Genomic DNA, 16,400 nt, shown 5'->3' with positions numbered 1-16,400 from the left:
ATAACTAACAGCACACATTCATGGCAAAAAAGGTGACCAAAATCGGTGTTCTTACTTCAGGGGGTGATGCTCCCGGTATGAATGCCGCTGTTCGCGCCGTAGTAAGAACAGGTATTTATTATGGACTGGAAGTATTTGGAATCATGCGCGGTTATACTGGCATGGTGGAAAATGACATTATTCCCATGCACTCCCGCAGTGTGGCAAACATCATCCAGCGCGGAGGCACTATCCTGAAAACTGCCCGTTGTAAAGAATTTCTTCAAAAAGAAGGACGCCAGAAGGCTTATGACAACCTGAAAGCCCTGGGCATCGATGGCCTGGTGATCATTGGCGGCGACGGCTCATTCCGTGGCGCTGATGTGTTCAGCCGTGAATTTGACATTCCCTGTATCGGTATCCCCGGTACCATAGATAAAGACATTGCCGGTACCGATTTCACCATAGGTTTCGATACCGCCGTTAATACCGCCGTTGAGTCGATCGATAAGATCCGCGATACGGCTGATGCGCATGACCGCCTGTTCATCATCGAGGTGATGGGCCGTGATGCGGGATATATCGCCCTGCACAGTGGTATTGCTACCGGTGCCGAGCATATCCTGATCCCCGAGCGCAAGACCGATATGGAAGACCTGATCCTTTCGCTCCAGGAGAAAGAACGTCGTAAAAAGCTGGTGAACATGGTGGTAGTGGCCGAAGGGGATGAGTTTGGCGGTGGCGAAACCGTAACTCAGCTCGTTAAGGAACGCCTGCCCAATATCGACACCCGTCTTTGCATCCTGGGACATATTCAGCGCGGCGGCGCCCCTACCTGCCTCGATCGTTTGATCGCCAGCCGCATGGGTTACGCAGCCGTAGAATGCCTGCTCGAAGGACGCCACAATGTAATGGTGGGCATCCTCAACAACCGTATGCAGTATACCCTGCTGGAAAAAGCGGTGAAATCGAAGCAAAAGATCAGTGAAGAATGGATGAAGATCGTGAAGATCTTAGCCAGCTAAATCGAATGAGTTTGCGGGTTTTGGCCGAAATGGACGTACTTTCGCGCCCTTGCCTGCGGCAACACAGCCTATAGCTTTTTGGAAATATGAATTTGTAAATCACGTAATCCCAATAAACATGGCCAGAGATCTTTCGAAATACCTGCACAATGAAATGGACAAGAAAGCCGGTATTGAGCACATCAACCACCGTACCAAGATTGTTGCCACTGTAGGCCCAGCTTGCGATACGTACGAGAAATTGCTGGAATTGGTAAAAGCAGGGGTTAACATCTTCCGTTTAAACTTCTCTCACGGCACCCACGAGAACAAAGCCGAGATCATTGCCCATATCAAGGAGATCAATAGAAGAGAACCTTATAATATTGCCATCCTCGCCGACCTGCAAGGCCCCAAGCTCCGTGTAGGTGAGATCGAGAATGGAGCCCTCCCCATCGAACCCGGTGATATCCTCACCTTCACCTCCAAAGAGAAGGTAGTGGGCACCAAAGAAAAGATCTATGTCTCTTACCCCAACCTGCACGAAGATGTGGAAGTAGGTAACAAGATCATGATCGACGACGGTAAGCTGGAAGTAATCGTTACCGAGATCACCAAAGGCGGCGACGTAAAAGTACAAGTAACCTATGGTGGCACCCTGCTTCCCAAGAAGGGTGTAAACCTGCCCGATACCAAGATCTCGCTGCCCGCTATGACGGAAAAGGACCTGGTTGACCTGGAGTTCATCATTGCCCAGGAAGTAGAATGGGTAGCGCTTTCGTTTGTACGCAAAGCTGAAGACATTATCGACCTCAAACGCCGGTTGGCTGAGAAGAACAGTAAGAGCAAGGTGATCGCCAAGATCGAAATGCCTTCTGCCCTCGTCGACCTTCGCAATATCGTAGTAGAATCTGATGGTGTGATGGTTGCCCGTGGTGACCTCGGAGTTGAACTGCCGGTAGAAAAAGTACCGATGGCACAACGCGACATCATCCGCAAATGTATCCACCGCGCCAAGCCCGTGATCGTGGCTACTCAGATGATGGAGAGCATGATCGACCGCGTAAAACCCAACCGCAGTGAGATCACCGACGTGGCCAACGCCGTATTGGAAGGCGCCGACGCGGTGATGCTGAGTGGCGAAACCGCTACCGGTAAGCACCCCGCACTCGTGGTAGAAACCATGCGCAAGATCATCCTGGAAGTAGAAAGGACCGAATACCGCTATAACCGCGAAGAGGACCTGAAGCCCCAGCCCCACTCTCCTTCTTTCCTGAGTGATGCAGTTTGTTACAACGCCTGTAAGCTGGCGAACGATACCAACGCCGATGCGCTGGTTGGTATGACGCAAAGCGGCTATACCGCTTTCGTATTGAGCAGCTACCGTCCCAAATCGTTGCTGTATGTCTTCACTAAGGAAAAGACCCTCGTTAACCAGCTGAGCTTAAGCTGGGGCGTGCGTGCCTTCTTCTACGACGAAGAGGAAAGCCTGGACGATATCATCTTCGACCAGATCAATATCCTGAAAGAGCGTGGCTTCGTGGCTCCCGGTAACGTTGTCGTAAACACCGGTAGCGTGCCTGTACACTTGCACCTGCCCACCAACACGCTCAAGATCACGAAAGTTGAGTAATCGAATAATATTACCGCGTATAGTGTCCTTGCAGGGCATTGTACAAAAAGTGGCCGCCTCCATCAGAGACGGCCACTTTTCTTTTATGAGATGACCAATTGGTTTACCAGTAAGCAATTACCCGATCTTGTCGATCCTGATCCAGCGCATACCCGCAGCCTCGGCAGCCTGCACACCCGGTTCGCCGTCTTCAAACACCAGGCACCTTGTAGGCTCAACCGCCAGTTGCCTGGCAGCATATAAAAAGGGATCAGCATAAGGTTTACCACGCGGTGTTTCTCCGGCACATACCAATATCTCCACCAGCGGGCTTATGCCCAGCATGCGCAAGGTTCTCGATACAGCTGCCCTGCTGCCACCGGATACTACGCCTATACGCACCTGACCGGCATGTTGCTTCAAATGCTCTACCACAAAGCCGATGGGCTTTGTTTCGTTGATAAAGGAGCTCTCGTACAGGGTATTCTTTTGTTGGGTAAATACAGCAGGATCGAAATTGACTCCGTAGCGTTTCCTGATCTCTTCTGCCACGGCAATGATCGGCCAGCCAGCGAGTTCATCGATCAACGCTGCGTCGAGCTCAAACCCATACATTTTAGCCACCGCCTGGTACGATAATTTGTGCGCACCCATATTGTCGGCCAGGGTACCGTCGCAGTCGTACAGGAAGGCCTCGTAGTTGCCCCGGCTTTGCCGCGTGAGCTGCGCGAGCTTGTCCGCCTCCGTCATGGTATTGTTCATAAGGTATCCGTTAAAGTATTTTATGTAAGTAGGAATCAAAGAACCTGGAAAACGGGCCATTGCCGCTAATACCCTTTTCTACGCATCCAATGCCCAACACGGCACAAGTGATACCCGCCAGCACATCCAGCACATAATGATGACTGGTGTAAACGGCCGCACTCCATATGCCCAGCATGACCACCGCAAACAGGATACTCGCGTACCGGTACCGCCCTTTCATGCCATAGTACAACACCACGACCGGATACGCTGAATGCAAAGAGGGCATTGCCGCAAACACATTCGATCCCTTGGCATACAGGGATTGGAATATGGGCGCGCCCACCAGTTCATCGAACCGGTGTAAGCCAGCCGTATTGCCCGGGGTGGAAGTGATCAGGCTAAACCCATGTTCCTGCACGTACCAGGGCGGCGCCGCCGGATAAATATAGTACACGACAAACCCAATCATGTTGACCGCGAAAAAGGCCAGCGCAAAACGCAGGAACACCGGCCTGTTCCTAAAGAACAGAAACGCCGCAAACAACAAAGGCACCGGCACCCAGCAAAGGTAAAAAACGCCACTCAACCAATCGCCTGCCACACTGGGGTGCTGCTGAAAATATTCATTGGGCGTAACCACCCCACTGGCTGTATGGATCCCAAACAGGCTTTTCTCGGCCTCGTACAACTGCTCTATGTGTACCGGCCTGAATGCATAATTGGGAAAGGCCTTCATGTAATCGAATATGATCCAGTACACGATGAAGATGGAAAACCCGGTAATGAATTTCCGGGTAATGGCCGAGCCATAATACAGTCCGTTAAAGATCGCGATCAACACGAGTTGATCGGTCTTAAAGCCTACCAGGGTCACCGATAGCAGCAAGTACAGGGCAGAAATACAGGTAGTAACCACCAGGGTCCGCGGGGCAAAGAATACGGCAGGCGCAGCTTTCAGCATATCACTTCTTCTTCCTGGGAAATCCCGATTGAAAAATAACATCCCACAACGAGGAACTTACGCCATACCCTTTCGTGGGGTCGTCGTAATGATGCAACATATGGTGTTGCTTGACCCTCTTCATCACCGAACTTTTAAAATTATAGTGGTGCATGGCATAGTGCATCATATCATACACCAGGTAGCCCGCAATAAACCCTGCATAGAATGGATAGAGATACAATTCAACGGGAAACAGCCAGTAGAACAGGTAATAAAAGCCGATCGCCAGCGGTATGCTGGCCGAAGGCGGCATCACCAGGCGTTTCGCATCTTTGGGATAATCGTGGTGTACACCATGGAAGATAAAATGGATGCGCTTACCCCATGGGGAGTCGGGTTCAAAATGAAACACATAGCGGTGCAGGATATACTCGGTGCCCGTCCACACTGCGATACCTGCCAGCAGGAACAGAAAATAATACCCCACCCCAATACCTGCATGGAAGGCTCTCCAGGTCATAAAACCTATGACCGGTATGTAGATGAACAATGGGATGGAGAAATGCACCTTCGACAGGGCTTCCATCCAGTTTTGTTTAAACATCCGCACCGACTCCGTGGAATTGGAGACATATAACTTCTTCATCGTTTTATTCTTTGATCTCGTTGGCCAATATTTTCTTGCGCTCTGCAATGGGCTTACCGGTTGCAGGGTCAATACCACTCACTTCATAGTACTCGATATCCGGCGACCACATCGACCCGCCGGTGATCTTGACAAATACGCGCCTGAGCTCCATCATCTTTCCATAAATAGGCGCATAGAGCCGGTATTTCCCGTCGGCCCCTTTGCGAAGGCTCATTTTGTAGCCCGCATACGATACCAGGGTTACCTGGTAACTGCTATCGCCGAGCAGCTTAGCCTTAATACCATACGCAAACACCCTTTGTATCCAGCTCAACTCGGCCTTTTGTCCCTGCTCGGTATAGCGGATCCAATACACATGCAGCGGGTTGCGCTCATTGAGCTTACCATCTTTGTAGTTGAGCTCATATACGATCGTATTGGTGTTGGACGTTCGCTGCAGGTAAAACAACTGACGATCATTGACAGGCGGTACGGGAAACCCCTCCTGCGCACCAGCTTCTACGAAGTGCAGGCACCCCACCAGTAATAAGAACAGGCTGTATCTCATCATTTGTCCAAAGCTTTTTTAGCATCCACCAATCGCTTGATGGCAGTAATGTTCGTGAGCACTGCCATGACGGTAATGGGAATGGTGAATACCGACATAGTTTCAAATACATGGAAGGGCAAACCGGGCACCGATAGTTTGTAATCGCCCCCGATTGCCGATGCCGTAATACCACAGGCTATGGCCGACACGGCGGTGAGCACTACCCTCTCGGGGCGCTGCATCAGGCCGCCTTTGTTTTGTATACCCAATCCCTCACTGCGCGCGCGGGTATAACTCACCATCATGGAGCCGATGAGAGCGATGAAGGCAAACAGGGAGCTGAGGAAATAATGGTGCGCCACGAGGTAATAGCATATACCGAGGAACATGAACAACTCACTATACCTGTCCAGCACGGAATCGTACAGGGCGCCGAAGCGTGAACTCATATTCCCTACCCGCGCTACCTGCCCATCGAGCATATCGAACAAACCCGCAAAGAGGATCAGTCCGCCGGCCCATCCTACATACCGTAGGTCGCCCCGGTTGCCTTCTTCGGCGCCCACAATAAATACGATGGCTACGCCTATATTCAACACCAGCCCCGTGGTGGTAATGAAATTGGGTGTTATACCGATGCGCACCAATCCACGTACCAGCGGATCGATGATGGTATAGATGCCCCTTTGTAAACGGTCACGCATAACGATCTGGCTCATATCAAATGCATTTAAGATCAGAATTCAAACTTCACCCGGGCCCTGATACCCCAATTGGGTGCATCCGGATTTTCGAGGTAAGTAAGGCGCTTGACGAGGTCAACCCGCAACACCTTGAATATATTACCGATGCCGACATTGGCCTCCATATAAGGCTTATCGGCCAGTGAAAATGTAGTGGTCGTTCCGTTCTCATCCGTTGGGAACAGAAATGTTTCTTTGTTGTAAGCCGGGTTGTTCTCTTTGCGAACACCACCATACAATATCTTAAACCCTGCCACTTCGCGCAGCTTCAGCTTCCGGATCAATGGCAGTTTATTAAAGATGAATCCATTGAAATAGTAATCGGTACTCACCGATACATAGTGATCGCTCACAAATTCCATGAAGTTCATCATGTTGAAAGAGTTGAGCTGGTAGGCATAGGTTTGGTTGGCACGGTGGATGGTCAGCAAAGGATAAGGCAGCTGGCCAAACGTGTAGCCTCCTTCTGTAACCACATCGGCATACCCGAACTGCGAAAGATAAAACCGCTTGAACACATTCAGCGTGAGTTGCTGATAGTCGTAATCGCCTTTCATCAATCCCTTGATGCCCTGTGTGTATCGCAGGCGGAATATGGGATACCTGTTGTAGATGGGGATACGGTACGACTTACCCTGGTAAAATTGTTCATGCGGCGCCCACCGCAATTCGGCCGACAACTCGGTCGTAGTAATATCAGGGACGATCGAATTGCCGGACAGGCCGGGCTTTTCATACACGATATTGCCGGCGGCCTGCTGCTTCCAGTTCTTGAAGCCAAAAGTGTAAGAAAGGTTCTTACCAAACTCCCGGATGTATTCTGCTTTAAAGATGTCGTTGTAAAGCCATTTGTTGTTATCGCCCCGTTTGAACGACAGCAGGAAATTATCTTCCTGTACAAACTGCAGCTCCTGCCCCGGTATCTTCGTATCGTGCTGGAAGCTCAACCGCAGAAAATTCATCGGGAAGGAATAGATCGATTTGCCATTGAACGAGTAAGCACCCGACAGGAAGTATTTCACCTTTTCATCCTTGAAACCATACGCGGCGTAGGTTTCAAAATACAGCCGGTTACTGAACTTGGGGGTGGTGCGTCCGCCGAAGCGCAAACGCAGCCCCTCCACAGGATTGAAGCTGTAGAAGGCATTCACCGGACCGATATCGAAAGGGCCGGCTGCTTTGTACCCTGCCAGGAAAAACGTGGCCCAGTCCATCAGGCGCCGGTACGACTTCATGTTCTTAAGGCTATCCATATTGCTGTACGCCTTTTGCTCCGTTGCTGTGAGAGCGGTATGGCGGTTGGCCACCCAAAAGCTATCGGTATCGGATGCAGGCAGATCAACCGCTACTTCAGACCGGCCTTCGTATACCGAATCGGCGGCAGGCTGGTTCACCACATAATTCTTGTAGCTCACTGTTCGCTGACCTACCAGGCCGCCGCTGGCTTTCTTCGACAAGGCAAACTCTGACAATATATTGCTCGTGACTACGCGGTAGCGGCCATCATCGCCGCGTTCAAACTCCTGCCGAATGCGCAGCTCTCTTGTCCAGTTGATATTGGCATGGCGGGTAAGCCCCATTTGAATACGCTGCACCGCATAGTTACCATCGAGTGTTACGTACATGGAGCCGCGGAAGAGGAGATCATTGGGATTGCGGGGAGCAAATGCCAGCTGTACCAGCTTGATGCCTTCCATCTCAACCGTATCGCGCAAATAGAAGCGGTAAAAGGTAGGCGCCAGGTCGGAGATGGGGCTCAACAACTGGTTGGACAATATCGTAATGTTGGGCTCATAAATGTCAATGGGCATGTACATGCTGTTGAGGTAGCGTGTAACGCCGTCGTTGTCTACAAACTCACCGAGGTTTACCTTCTTCTTAGCCAGTACATAGGTCTTCTCTTTGGAGGGAGCTTTGCGATAATACTTATCAGACAGTGTTTCTTCCAGGTACACCGGCACCAGTGTTTTCCCTTCGAGCAAGGTGGTATCCTGGTTTTCCACCAGGAAGCGGTAATTCTTGAGCAGCTTGCTGTTCAGCAGCTTCTCAGGTTTGTTGGTGAGCGAGAGCTCCATTTTTTCGTACTGCTGGTACTGTATATAATCGAAGGCGCTCATCCTATTGCGCGCCCTGTTGTCGACCACTTTGCGGATGAGGTCTACCGCCGGGTTGTTCTTATTGCTGTATTTGCTTTTGTTGCGCGAGCTCACGACCACTTCTTTCAACGCCACCAGCTCCATGTCTATATTCAGCTCCTGTTCGATGCCAGCTGTAATGGTGGTCTTAAATACCTTATACCCATTAAAAGAGAATTCCAATGCCGTATTCTTCGGATTGGCCGTGGAGATCGTATACCGCCCGTCTTCATCACTCAACACGCCTTTGCTGCCTTTAAAATATACGCTAACAAAAGCCAGTGGCTTGCGGGTTTGAGCATCGCGCACAATTCCCTTTACCACTGTTTGACCCTGCACGAAGGTCATTAAGCAGGTAAATAACAGGAATAAGGTCCATCCTTTCTTCATATCGATCGAACTACTCATCGTCTACCAGTTGTTGCTAAACACAAAATTCTTTTGCATCGGATAATTGTACAGGAAGGCCACCAGCAGTGAGGTAAGCACCTTCGACAGTACATAATGAAGGCCGGCCATATTGGCCAGCACATATACGCCACCGGTATTTAGCGCCAGGTTACCCATCCATACGAGGGCATATTTCCCCATCTGCCTGGCAGCCCTTTCCTCTTCCTGCCGGAACACCCAGTGCCGGTTGACCAGGAAATTAATGACACCACCAGCAAGGGTGCCCGCCGCAGCTGCCAGCACCACTTTGCACCCGGCGAATTGCACGAGCAATACCGTGAGCAGAAAATCTGTAGCCGAGGCCAGTAAGGAGGACGTGTTTGCTTTGAGGAAAGTGATCATGGTCAAAGCAGGTTTAGCGCCATCAACACCCTTAACAATACCTGTGCATAAAACCCAGCCAACACATCATCAGCCATCACACCAAAACCGCCTGGCAATATCTCCGCCCGGCCTATACCCAGCGGCTTCACGATATCGAAGAAGCGGAACAGCACACATCCCACAATAATGATCGCGGGCTTATAAGGCAAAAAGGCCAGCGTCATCATCATGCCTGCTACTTCATCGATCACGATCCGCTGGCTATCGTGCTCCCACACTGTTTCCATCCTCCCGGCACTCCAGGTGCCGGCCAGGAGCAGTACGAGCAACAATATGCCCTGGTACATATACCCCATGGGGAACAGGTACCAGATTATACAAAAAGCAACTGCAGCTGCGGTTCCCCCACCCTTGGGGATAAAACCAATACCACCTGCAGTTGCTATCATGCGCGCGAGGGCCGTCATAATACCGGTGCTATCGCTTTGGCCCTGTTTATAGTTTTCGGTTCCTGTACTTCTTCTTTGATCATCGACCGCAGTACTTCCTTCAGCGTATTGAGCTGTTTGAATACATCATTCTCCGCAGGTACGCCAGGTTGGGTTTGCGGCGACTTGAGGTAGAACGATAACCAATCCTGTACTCCGTACATACCGGCACGTTGTGCGAGGTCGGCAAACAGGGCCAGGTCGAGTACGATGGGCGCTGCCAGGATCGAATCGCGGCAGAGGAAGTTGATCTTGATCTGCATGGGATAATTGAGCCACCCGAAGATGTCGATATTGTCCCAGCTCTCTTTGTTGTCGCCATGCGGCGGATAATAGTTGATCCTGATCTTGTGGTACAGGTTGCCATAGAGATCGGGATGCAGATCGGGCCGCAGGATATCTTCCAGCACACCGAGCTTCGATACTTCTTTCGTTTTGAAGTTCTGCTCATCATCGAGCACCAGGCCATCGCGGTTGCCGAGGATATTGGTAGAATACCAGCCGCTTACGCCGAGGGCGCGTGCTGCCAGTCCGGGCGCTACGATGGTCTTCATCAATGTTTGACCTGTCTTGAAGTCCTTTCCACCAATGGCAGCTTTTGCTTTACGCGCCAGTTGCACAATGGCAGGAATATCTGTAGTAAGATTGGGAGCGCCGTTGATGAAGGGAATGCCCTGACTTACGGCTGCATAAGCATATACCATGCTGGGCGCTATCAGCGGATCATTGTTTTTCAATCCTGCTTCGAATGCGGCAATGGATTCATGTACAGCAGCTTGTTCGATGTATTTCTCCGTTGAACCTGTCCACACGATCACTACCCTGCTTACATTGTTCGCTTTCTTGAACTGCTCTATGTCTTTGATCAACTCCTGGGCTGCTTCCCATTTGTTGGCCGTTTCTTTGATGAAGGTGCCATCGAGGTTCTTCACATAACTCCTGTCGAATACCGCCTTCATGGGTTTGATGGCTTCCAGCTCGGGGCGGATCGCATCGAGTAAATGCTGGTCGAGCACTTTAGCATGACTGGCCGCCTGGTACACATTGTCTTCATAAATATCCCATCCGCCAAATACCAGGTCTTCCAATGTTGCCAATGGTACAATGTCCTTGATGAGGGGATATTGATTACCCACACCATCCAGTTCGATATGACCGGTTTGGGTGATCGATCCCACCGGCTTTGACAATCCCTTCCTCGTAGCAAAAACGCCTGCGATCATTGTAGATGCCACTGCTCCCAATCCGGGAAGCAGGACGCCTAGTTTCCCTTCAGCCGGCAATATTTGTTCTTTCATAATACTTATTTTGTTTCTAATGTTATTTACAACCACTTATATAGTTGATACCATTGCAGGGTTTCGGTGAGTCCCCTTTCCAATGTATAAGTCGGTTTGTAGCCCAACTTATTTTTAGCCTTCGAGATATCGCATACCCAATTGAGGGCCGTCAACTCCTGCAGCTTCTCCCTGTTCAACACTGGCGTACTGCCACGCCAGCCATGGATCTTCTCCAGAGCAACTGCGAGACTATTGATCATTCCGTATGGAAGGTGCAGCCGCCATGTTTTGCGGTGCAGTATCTGTTTAGAGAGATCGGCCAGTGCATACTGATCATAACTGTTGCCGTCGGAAATATTAAAGGTCTCGTGTGTAACCCCGGCAAACAGTGCATTGATGATCACCGAAGCGAGGTCTTTCACATACACGAAACTCAATTGCTGGATCTTTCGCCCGATATAGGGTTCAATACCCCGGCTAACCGACCGCAGCATGATGAATATATCCCGCTCGCGGGGTCCATATACAGCAGTTGGCCGCAATACCAGCCAGGGCAATCCGGCTACATCCTGCAGTTTCTGCTCGGCCAGCAGTTTGCTTCTGCCATAGGCAGTAACGGGGGCAGGTGCTGCTGTTTCATCGATCACGGTGTGGTGATCGTTCAACGGACCGATGGCCGCCAGACTGCTGACCAGCGCAAAACTCACCAGTTGGTCGCCTAATGCTTCCACCGCTGCTGCCGCCAGGTTGTACGTATACTGCGCATTGATGGTATCGTAGGCCTGCTGCGTGGCGGCCCGTGTGGCGCCGGCTGCGTGCACGATGTACCTGCAGCCGGCATCGGCCAATTGTTTCGCCAGCACGTTTTGGTTCGCATAATCCAAAGTACAGTACGTGATATCGAACACTTTCAAATGGCTTATATCGCTCCCCTTCCGCACGCCGGCGCATACCGCCAGCCCTCTGCGTAAGGCAGCTTCAATAAGGTGGTAGCCGATAAAGCCACTGGCGCCGGTGATCAGTACTTTCTCCTTCATAGCGGTTTTTCATAAATGCGATAGCGTTTGTACACTTTCCCATTGATGTTTTGAATGCCTTTATTCATTGGTTCATTGTGCTCGAGTATCCAGGAGCATTCGGCTCCCTGCATACGCCTTTCCGTAGCCCGCCTGATCATGCCGGCATAAAAACAGGCTTCAATGCCCAGCTTTCGGTATTCTTCTTTTACGCCCAGGGCCAGTACCCGGATACGGCTGATGCGGTTCATACCAAACAACAGCTTGAATATACCGGTGGGTAATAACCGGCCACGCCGTACTTTGATCAGTATTTCATTGATATCGGGTATGGCCAGTACAAATCCAATCTGCTCGCCTTTGTGCTCGGCGATGAGGCAGAACTGTTCATCCAATACCATCTTAAGGTCTTTGGCGAGGTAGTTGAATTCGTTATCGGTCATAGGTACAAAACCGAGGTTCTGGTCCCAGGCTGCATTGTATACTTCACGCACCTTGCGTGCTTCGTTGACCAGGTCTTTCTTATTGACCGGCCGTATGGTGATCTGCTTTTGTTGCAGCCGCGCCAATAATTTTTCTTCCAGCCGCACAGGACGGTCGCCTACTTCCTGTAAGGGTAAATCGTAGGCCAGCAGATCGACCTTTTTTTGCAGGGCGATCGACTCCAGCAGAGCCGGATAATAAGGTTTGTTGTAGACCATCATCGCCAGCGCCGGCTTATCGAACCCATCGATGAGCAAACCGCATGGTTCGTTGGTGGAAGGGTTTACCGGGCCGATGATCGTCGTGGCGCCTTGTTGTTGCAGCCAGGCTCCAGCCGCACGGAACAGTGCCGTGGCGATCTGTACATCATCAACGCTTTCAAAAAAACCAAAGAACCCGTCGGTCGTATTGTTAAATTGATTGTGGTTATTGTTCAGGATGGCCGCTATCCTGCCCTGGATCTTCCCATCCTTATAATACAGGAACAACTGCAGTTTCGAATGTTCATGAAAAGGATGTTTCCCGGGCGTGAGCAGGTCGCGCTGGGCAATGAAAAGTTCCGGCACATACTGCGCATCGGCTGCGTACAGGTCGTGCGGAAAATCGATAAAGGCCTTCAACTGCTTTTTATCCCGAACTGTTACGATGCCTGTCATGCGCTTTCTTTTTTAAGTTCCAGGGATAGATCCAGCTCGAGGGCTGTTTCTTTCATTTTATCGACGGCCTCTTCTATCTGGGCGAATGAATGAGTAGCCATTAATGACAAACGTATCAGCGACGACTCGGAAGGCACAGCGGGTGATACCACCGGGTTTACGAATACGCCTTTTTCCTGGAGGATCTTTGTAAACAGGAAGGTCTTGTGGTTATCGCCGATACGTACCGGTATAATCGGGCTTTGCGTGTCGCCGGTATGGAATCCCTGCTCCTTCAGCAGCAACAGCATATGATGGGTATTGTCCCAGAGTTTCTGAATACGGTGAGGTTCTTCCTGAATAATATCCAGTGCAGCAATTACGCTGGCCGTGGAGGCAGGCGTCATGCTGGCGCTGAAGATCAGGGAGCGTGCTTTGTGCTTCAGGTAATCGATGACGCCGCTATCGCCCGCTATAAAGCCTCCCAATGATGCCAGTGACTTGCTAAAGGTCCCCATGATGAGGTCGGTCTCCTTGGTGAGTCCGAAATGAGAAGCCGTACCGGCGCCATTGACACCGATAACGCCCAGGCCATGGGCATCATCGACCATCACGGCAGCATTGTACCTGTCGGCCAGTTCGATGATGGCAGGCAGGTTGGCGATATCACCTTCCATGCTGAATACGCCATCGGTCACGATCAGTTTGAAGGCATCGGCGGGCAGGTTGCGGAGGCGATGTTCGAGATCGTGCATATCATTGTGACCATATTTGAATACCCGGGAGAATGACAGGCGACTACCGTCTATGATTGAGGCATGATCGTATTCATCGAGCAAAAGTGCATCGGCGCGGCCAGCCAGGGCCGATAGTGCTCCCAGGTTGGCCTGAAAGCCCGTGCTGAACAGCACGGCGTCTTCTTTACCGGTATAGGCCGCCAGGCGGCGCTCCAGCTCTACGTGCAGGTCGAGCGTACCGTTGAGGAAACGGGAACCGGCACAGCCGCTTCCGTATTTTTCAATAGCACGGCTCGCAGCTGCCGCAATGCGGGGATGATTTGTGAGCCCCAGATAGGAGTTGGAACCGAACATCAATACACGCCTGCCGTTGAGCACCACTTCGGTTTCCTGTCCCGATTCAATGACCCGGAAATAGGGATATACATTTTGCGCTCTTATCAAATCCGCGTCCCTGAACTGGGAGATCTTTTGTTGTAGTATGTTACGCATGAATCAACTTTCCAACCATCGATGATCGGGCTGGTACATGCAAAATTGTAACGAAACAAACACCGGGGCAATGTCTAAAACACTCCGGATTATGTCTAAAACTCTCCTACCTTCCTGTTCGCACACATGGGTATAATTTTACAGACAACCTATGTGAACAATGCCTCCACCATGATTGTAATGCAGCTGCAACACACTCTACCATGTTTATAGGCTAAATGCGTAATGCCCGGGGAATCCCCGGGCATTACGCATTTATACAATTGCGGTGTTGATACCGACAACTCAATTCATCTTTCGGTATTCGGAAGGTGTAGTGCCTGTATATCGTTTGAAGAATTTACTGAAGAAGAACTGATCACTGAAGTCGAGCTGATCGGCCACCTGTGCGATGGTCAGGGCGGGATCGCGCAGCAGGTTCTTGGCTTCCACGATCACGAGGTTATCGATGTAAGTACCGGCGGTTTGTCCGGATAATTTCTTGACTGTTTGTGTGAGGTATTTGGGAGTCACGTATAAGCGATCTGCATAGAATTGCAAACTGCGTTCGGACTTTACATGCCCGGGCAGCAATGCCAGGAATCGCCACAGCAGGTCCTTCTTGCGATCGTACACGATATTCGGCTGATTGGAATATTTATGGTAGAGACCAGCTAGTTCAAACTGGAACACATTGAAGAAGTGCCGGACGATCTCTGCTGCGAAAGGATTGTCGCCTTCATAAAAGTTCTTTTCTTGTAATTGGGTGATCACTCCTTTGAAGCGGGTGGCGTCGGCTGCGGATAACTCCAGCAGTGTGCAGGGATCGCCGGCCAGGAATTTAAAGGAATCAATGTGCTGTTGTCGGATACCGGCATCCATCAGGAACTCGGGCGTAAAGATCACGCAGGCTACCGCACAGCATTCCCCCGGTCCGGCAGACTGGCGGACGACATGCGGCGGTATGATCATGAGGTTGTTCTCCTTTACGATGTGCTCACTACCATCCAGTTGAACGGCTATTTCGCCTGCCGTAACCAGTATGACCCAATAGGCATTGGAGCGAAATGGGTGTTGTATGGGAGGCTTGGCCGGTTCGGGACGTGCCACCATCACCTGGAGCCCTTCGGGATACCAGGAATGACCTGTATATTCGATCAGGTCTTTTATGGAGTGTTGATAAACTGCGGTCGCCTTCATACGCAATGATTTAGTTGGTAAAAGGCATGACCGGGCAATGACCGCATAGGAGCAGGTCTACGAGCGTCTGTTTTGACTACCATAGCAGTATAGATTACAAACTACCCCGCCCTGAGAGTTAGCAGTATAGTCGATTCAATGTTGAAGTAAAAGAAACATTAAAAATGTATGAATTGTTGAGCTAACCCGTCATTTTTTTACATTTACCCTTGTAGCCTTGCCCCTAACGAACAATCCTTAGCCGGATTGGCTACGTATATAGGCCAAACACCACCACATGAAATTTGCGCTTGCTGCCATACTGCTATTATGGCTTACTGCCTGCTCCACGCCCCGCTATCATTATGTACCCACTACCATCAATGCCCTGCCTTATGCGCATGCCGGCGAGGGGCACCTGGGCCTTGCCTTCGGCACGGTTGGCATCGCTGTAAAAGGGGGTATTGCGGTATCCGATAATATCAACATCAACGGCTATTTTGGCGGTATGCCGGAATCGGACAACGGGTATACCAGTCGTGAATCGGAGTTTTCACTGGGCGTGCAAACCAACCCGGGCGATAACACGGTTGGTAGTTTTTCCCTCGGTATGGGCATCGGCAACAATGAAAAGGACAAGATCGGCCTTAGCGGTAACTACAACCGTCCTTTCTTCCAGGCACAGTTTGCCGCTTATGATAAGCCCCTCTTCAATTCGGGTGTTCACTTCGATGGCTATATAGGCCTGCGGGTAAATTATCTTGACTACAACGGCCTGCTCAGCAATAAAGAATTCGACGACCACCTGTTTTTCTATGAACCCTATTTTGGTGTGGCGATCGGTGGCCGTAATGTGCGGCTGGAGATATTGCAGGGTTTCTCCATGAAGAACAGTGGAGAATGGGGCGATGGGGTGCGTGTGTTTCCCTATTTCGCCAGTGTGGGGTTGATGGTTAAGCTACGGAAGTCGCCGCCCGGTAAATAGAACGTAATTAA

The 16,400-nt window shown here is 50.7% G+C and carries 16 protein-coding genes; 3 read left to right on the top strand and 13 right to left on the bottom strand.

Annotated elements, in window-relative coordinates:
• The first annotated feature begins 20 nt into the window (after window positions 1-20).
• Window positions 21-1,004: a 6-phosphofructokinase gene (gene pfkA, locus P2H89_RS33460; RefSeq protein ID WP_275835555.1), complete on the top strand. Its 984-nt coding sequence runs from the start codon at window positions 21-23 to the stop codon at window positions 1,002-1,004.
• Window positions 1,005-1,122: 118 nt separating this feature from the next.
• Window positions 1,123-2,616, top strand: a complete 1,494-nt coding sequence (pyk, locus tag P2H89_RS33455) for a pyruvate kinase (RefSeq protein WP_275835553.1) — start codon at window positions 1,123-1,125, stop codon at window positions 2,614-2,616.
• A 117-nt stretch (window positions 2,617-2,733) separates the two neighbouring features.
• Here the strand turns inward: pyk and P2H89_RS33450 are convergent, their stop codons facing one another.
• From P2H89_RS33450 to P2H89_RS33390, 13 genes are all read right to left on the bottom strand, one after another.
• Entirely contained in the window at window positions 2,734-3,357 is a 624-nt protein-coding gene (locus P2H89_RS33450; RefSeq protein ID WP_275835551.1) for an HAD family phosphatase, read from the bottom strand.
• Window positions 3,358-3,367: 10 nt separating this feature from the next.
• On the bottom strand, window positions 3,368-4,303 hold the full coding sequence (locus tag P2H89_RS33445; RefSeq protein WP_275835549.1) for a phosphatase PAP2 family protein: 936 nt from the start codon (window positions 4,301-4,303) through the stop codon (window positions 3,368-3,370).
• A gap of 1 nt (window position 4,304) precedes the next feature.
• Complete coding sequence (locus P2H89_RS33440) at window positions 4,305-4,931, bottom strand: sterol desaturase family protein (RefSeq protein WP_275835547.1); 627 nt, start codon at window positions 4,929-4,931, stop codon at window positions 4,305-4,307.
• A 4-nt stretch (window positions 4,932-4,935) separates the two neighbouring features.
• A complete protein-coding gene (locus tag P2H89_RS33435) occupies window positions 4,936-5,484 on the bottom strand; it encodes a DUF4833 domain-containing protein (protein WP_275835545.1) in 549 nt (182 codons plus the stop codon).
• Window positions 5,481-6,182: a CDP-alcohol phosphatidyltransferase family protein gene (locus P2H89_RS33430; RefSeq protein WP_275835543.1), complete on the bottom strand. Its 702-nt coding sequence runs from the start codon at window positions 6,180-6,182 to the stop codon at window positions 5,481-5,483. Before P2H89_RS33430 ends, P2H89_RS33435 begins: the two co-directional genes overlap by 4 nt.
• 17 nt (window positions 6,183-6,199) lie before the next feature.
• Complete coding sequence (locus P2H89_RS33425) at window positions 6,200-8,749, bottom strand: DUF5686 and carboxypeptidase-like regulatory domain-containing protein (RefSeq protein WP_275835541.1); 2,550 nt, start codon at window positions 8,747-8,749, stop codon at window positions 6,200-6,202.
• 3 nt (window positions 8,750-8,752) lie between these two features.
• On the bottom strand, window positions 8,753-9,133 hold the full coding sequence (locus tag P2H89_RS33420) for a GtrA family protein (protein ID WP_275835539.1): 381 nt from the start codon (window positions 9,131-9,133) through the stop codon (window positions 8,753-8,755).
• A gap of 2 nt (window positions 9,134-9,135) precedes the next feature.
• Window positions 9,136-9,564: a phosphatidylglycerophosphatase A gene (locus P2H89_RS33415; protein ID WP_275835536.1), complete on the bottom strand. Its 429-nt coding sequence runs from the start codon at window positions 9,562-9,564 to the stop codon at window positions 9,136-9,138.
• A gap of 14 nt (window positions 9,565-9,578) precedes the next feature.
• The gene (locus P2H89_RS33410) at window positions 9,579-10,901 is read right to left on the bottom strand and encodes an inositol-3-phosphate synthase (RefSeq protein ID WP_275835534.1); all 1,323 of its coding nucleotides are present in this window, start codon (window positions 10,899-10,901) and stop codon (window positions 9,579-9,581) included.
• Window positions 10,902-10,927: 26 nt separating this feature from the next.
• On the bottom strand, window positions 10,928-11,920 hold the full coding sequence (locus P2H89_RS33405) for an NAD(P)-dependent oxidoreductase (protein ID WP_275835532.1): 993 nt from the start codon (window positions 11,918-11,920) through the stop codon (window positions 10,928-10,930).
• The gene (locus tag P2H89_RS33400) at window positions 11,917-13,038 is read right to left on the bottom strand and encodes a hypothetical protein (protein ID WP_275835530.1); all 1,122 of its coding nucleotides are present in this window, start codon (window positions 13,036-13,038) and stop codon (window positions 11,917-11,919) included. The genes P2H89_RS33405 and P2H89_RS33400 overlap by 4 nt, the downstream gene beginning before the upstream one ends.
• Window positions 13,035-14,246, bottom strand: coding sequence for a pyridoxal phosphate-dependent aminotransferase family protein (locus P2H89_RS33395; RefSeq protein WP_275835528.1), 1,212 nt, complete (start codon window positions 14,244-14,246; stop codon window positions 13,035-13,037). The genes P2H89_RS33400 and P2H89_RS33395 overlap by 4 nt, the downstream gene beginning before the upstream one ends.
• 285 nt (window positions 14,247-14,531) lie before the next feature.
• Window positions 14,532-15,425 carry a helix-turn-helix transcriptional regulator gene (locus P2H89_RS33390; RefSeq protein ID WP_275835526.1) on the bottom strand — a complete coding sequence of 298 codons (894 nt, stop codon included), beginning with the start codon at window positions 15,423-15,425 and terminating at the stop codon, window positions 14,532-14,534.
• A 277-nt stretch (window positions 15,426-15,702) separates the two neighbouring features.
• Here P2H89_RS33390 and P2H89_RS33385 point away from each other — a divergent pair, with 277 nt between their 5' ends.
• Window positions 15,703-16,389, top strand: a complete 687-nt coding sequence (locus tag P2H89_RS33385; RefSeq protein WP_275835524.1) for a hypothetical protein — start codon at window positions 15,703-15,705, stop codon at window positions 16,387-16,389.
• Window positions 16,390-16,400: the final 11 nt, after the last annotated feature.

It is taken from the genome of Paraflavitalea sp. CAU 1676, from assembly GCF_029223285.1.
In the GTDB taxonomy this organism is placed as follows: Bacteria; Bacteroidota; Bacteroidia; order Chitinophagales; family Chitinophagaceae; genus Paraflavitalea.
This window is presented reverse-complemented; position numbering and strand designations above follow the sequence as displayed.

Bases quoted from the DNA above. Each gene is read 5' to 3' on its own strand.
- pfkA (WP_275835555.1), top strand. From the start codon at position 21: ATGGCAAAAAAGGTGACCAAAATCGGTGTTCTTACTTCAGGGGGTGAT.
- pyk (WP_275835553.1), top strand. From the start codon at position 1,123: ATGGCCAGAGATCTTTCGAAATACCTGCACAATGAAATGGACAAGAAA.
- P2H89_RS33450 (WP_275835551.1), bottom strand. From the start codon at position 3,357: ATGAACAATACCATGACGGAGGCGGACAAGCTCGCGCAGCTCACGCGG.
- P2H89_RS33445 (WP_275835549.1), bottom strand. From the start codon at position 4,303: ATGCTGAAAGCTGCGCCTGCCGTATTCTTTGCCCCGCGGACCCTGGTG.
- P2H89_RS33440 (WP_275835547.1), bottom strand. From the start codon at position 4,931: ATGAAGAAGTTATATGTCTCCAATTCCACGGAGTCGGTGCGGATGTTT.
- P2H89_RS33435 (WP_275835545.1), bottom strand. From the start codon at position 5,484: ATGATGAGATACAGCCTGTTCTTATTACTGGTGGGGTGCCTGCACTTC.
- P2H89_RS33430 (WP_275835543.1), bottom strand. From the start codon at position 6,182: ATGAGCCAGATCGTTATGCGTGACCGTTTACAAAGGGGCATCTATACC.
- P2H89_RS33425 (WP_275835541.1), bottom strand. From the start codon at position 8,749: ATGAGTAGTTCGATCGATATGAAGAAAGGATGGACCTTATTCCTGTTA.
- P2H89_RS33420 (WP_275835539.1), bottom strand. From the start codon at position 9,133: ATGATCACTTTCCTCAAAGCAAACACGTCCTCCTTACTGGCCTCGGCT.
- P2H89_RS33415 (WP_275835536.1), bottom strand. From the start codon at position 9,564: ATGATAGCAACTGCAGGTGGTATTGGTTTTATCCCCAAGGGTGGGGGA.
- P2H89_RS33410 (WP_275835534.1), bottom strand. From the start codon at position 10,901: ATGAAAGAACAAATATTGCCGGCTGAAGGGAAACTAGGCGTCCTGCTT.
- P2H89_RS33405 (WP_275835532.1), bottom strand. From the start codon at position 11,920: ATGAAGGAGAAAGTACTGATCACCGGCGCCAGTGGCTTTATCGGCTAC.
- P2H89_RS33400 (WP_275835530.1), bottom strand. From the start codon at position 13,038: ATGACAGGCATCGTAACAGTTCGGGATAAAAAGCAGTTGAAGGCCTTT.
- P2H89_RS33395 (WP_275835528.1), bottom strand. From the start codon at position 14,246: ATGCGTAACATACTACAACAAAAGATCTCCCAGTTCAGGGACGCGGAT.
- P2H89_RS33390 (WP_275835526.1), bottom strand. From the start codon at position 15,425: ATGAAGGCGACCGCAGTTTATCAACACTCCATAAAAGACCTGATCGAA.
- P2H89_RS33385 (WP_275835524.1), top strand. From the start codon at position 15,703: ATGAAATTTGCGCTTGCTGCCATACTGCTATTATGGCTTACTGCCTGC.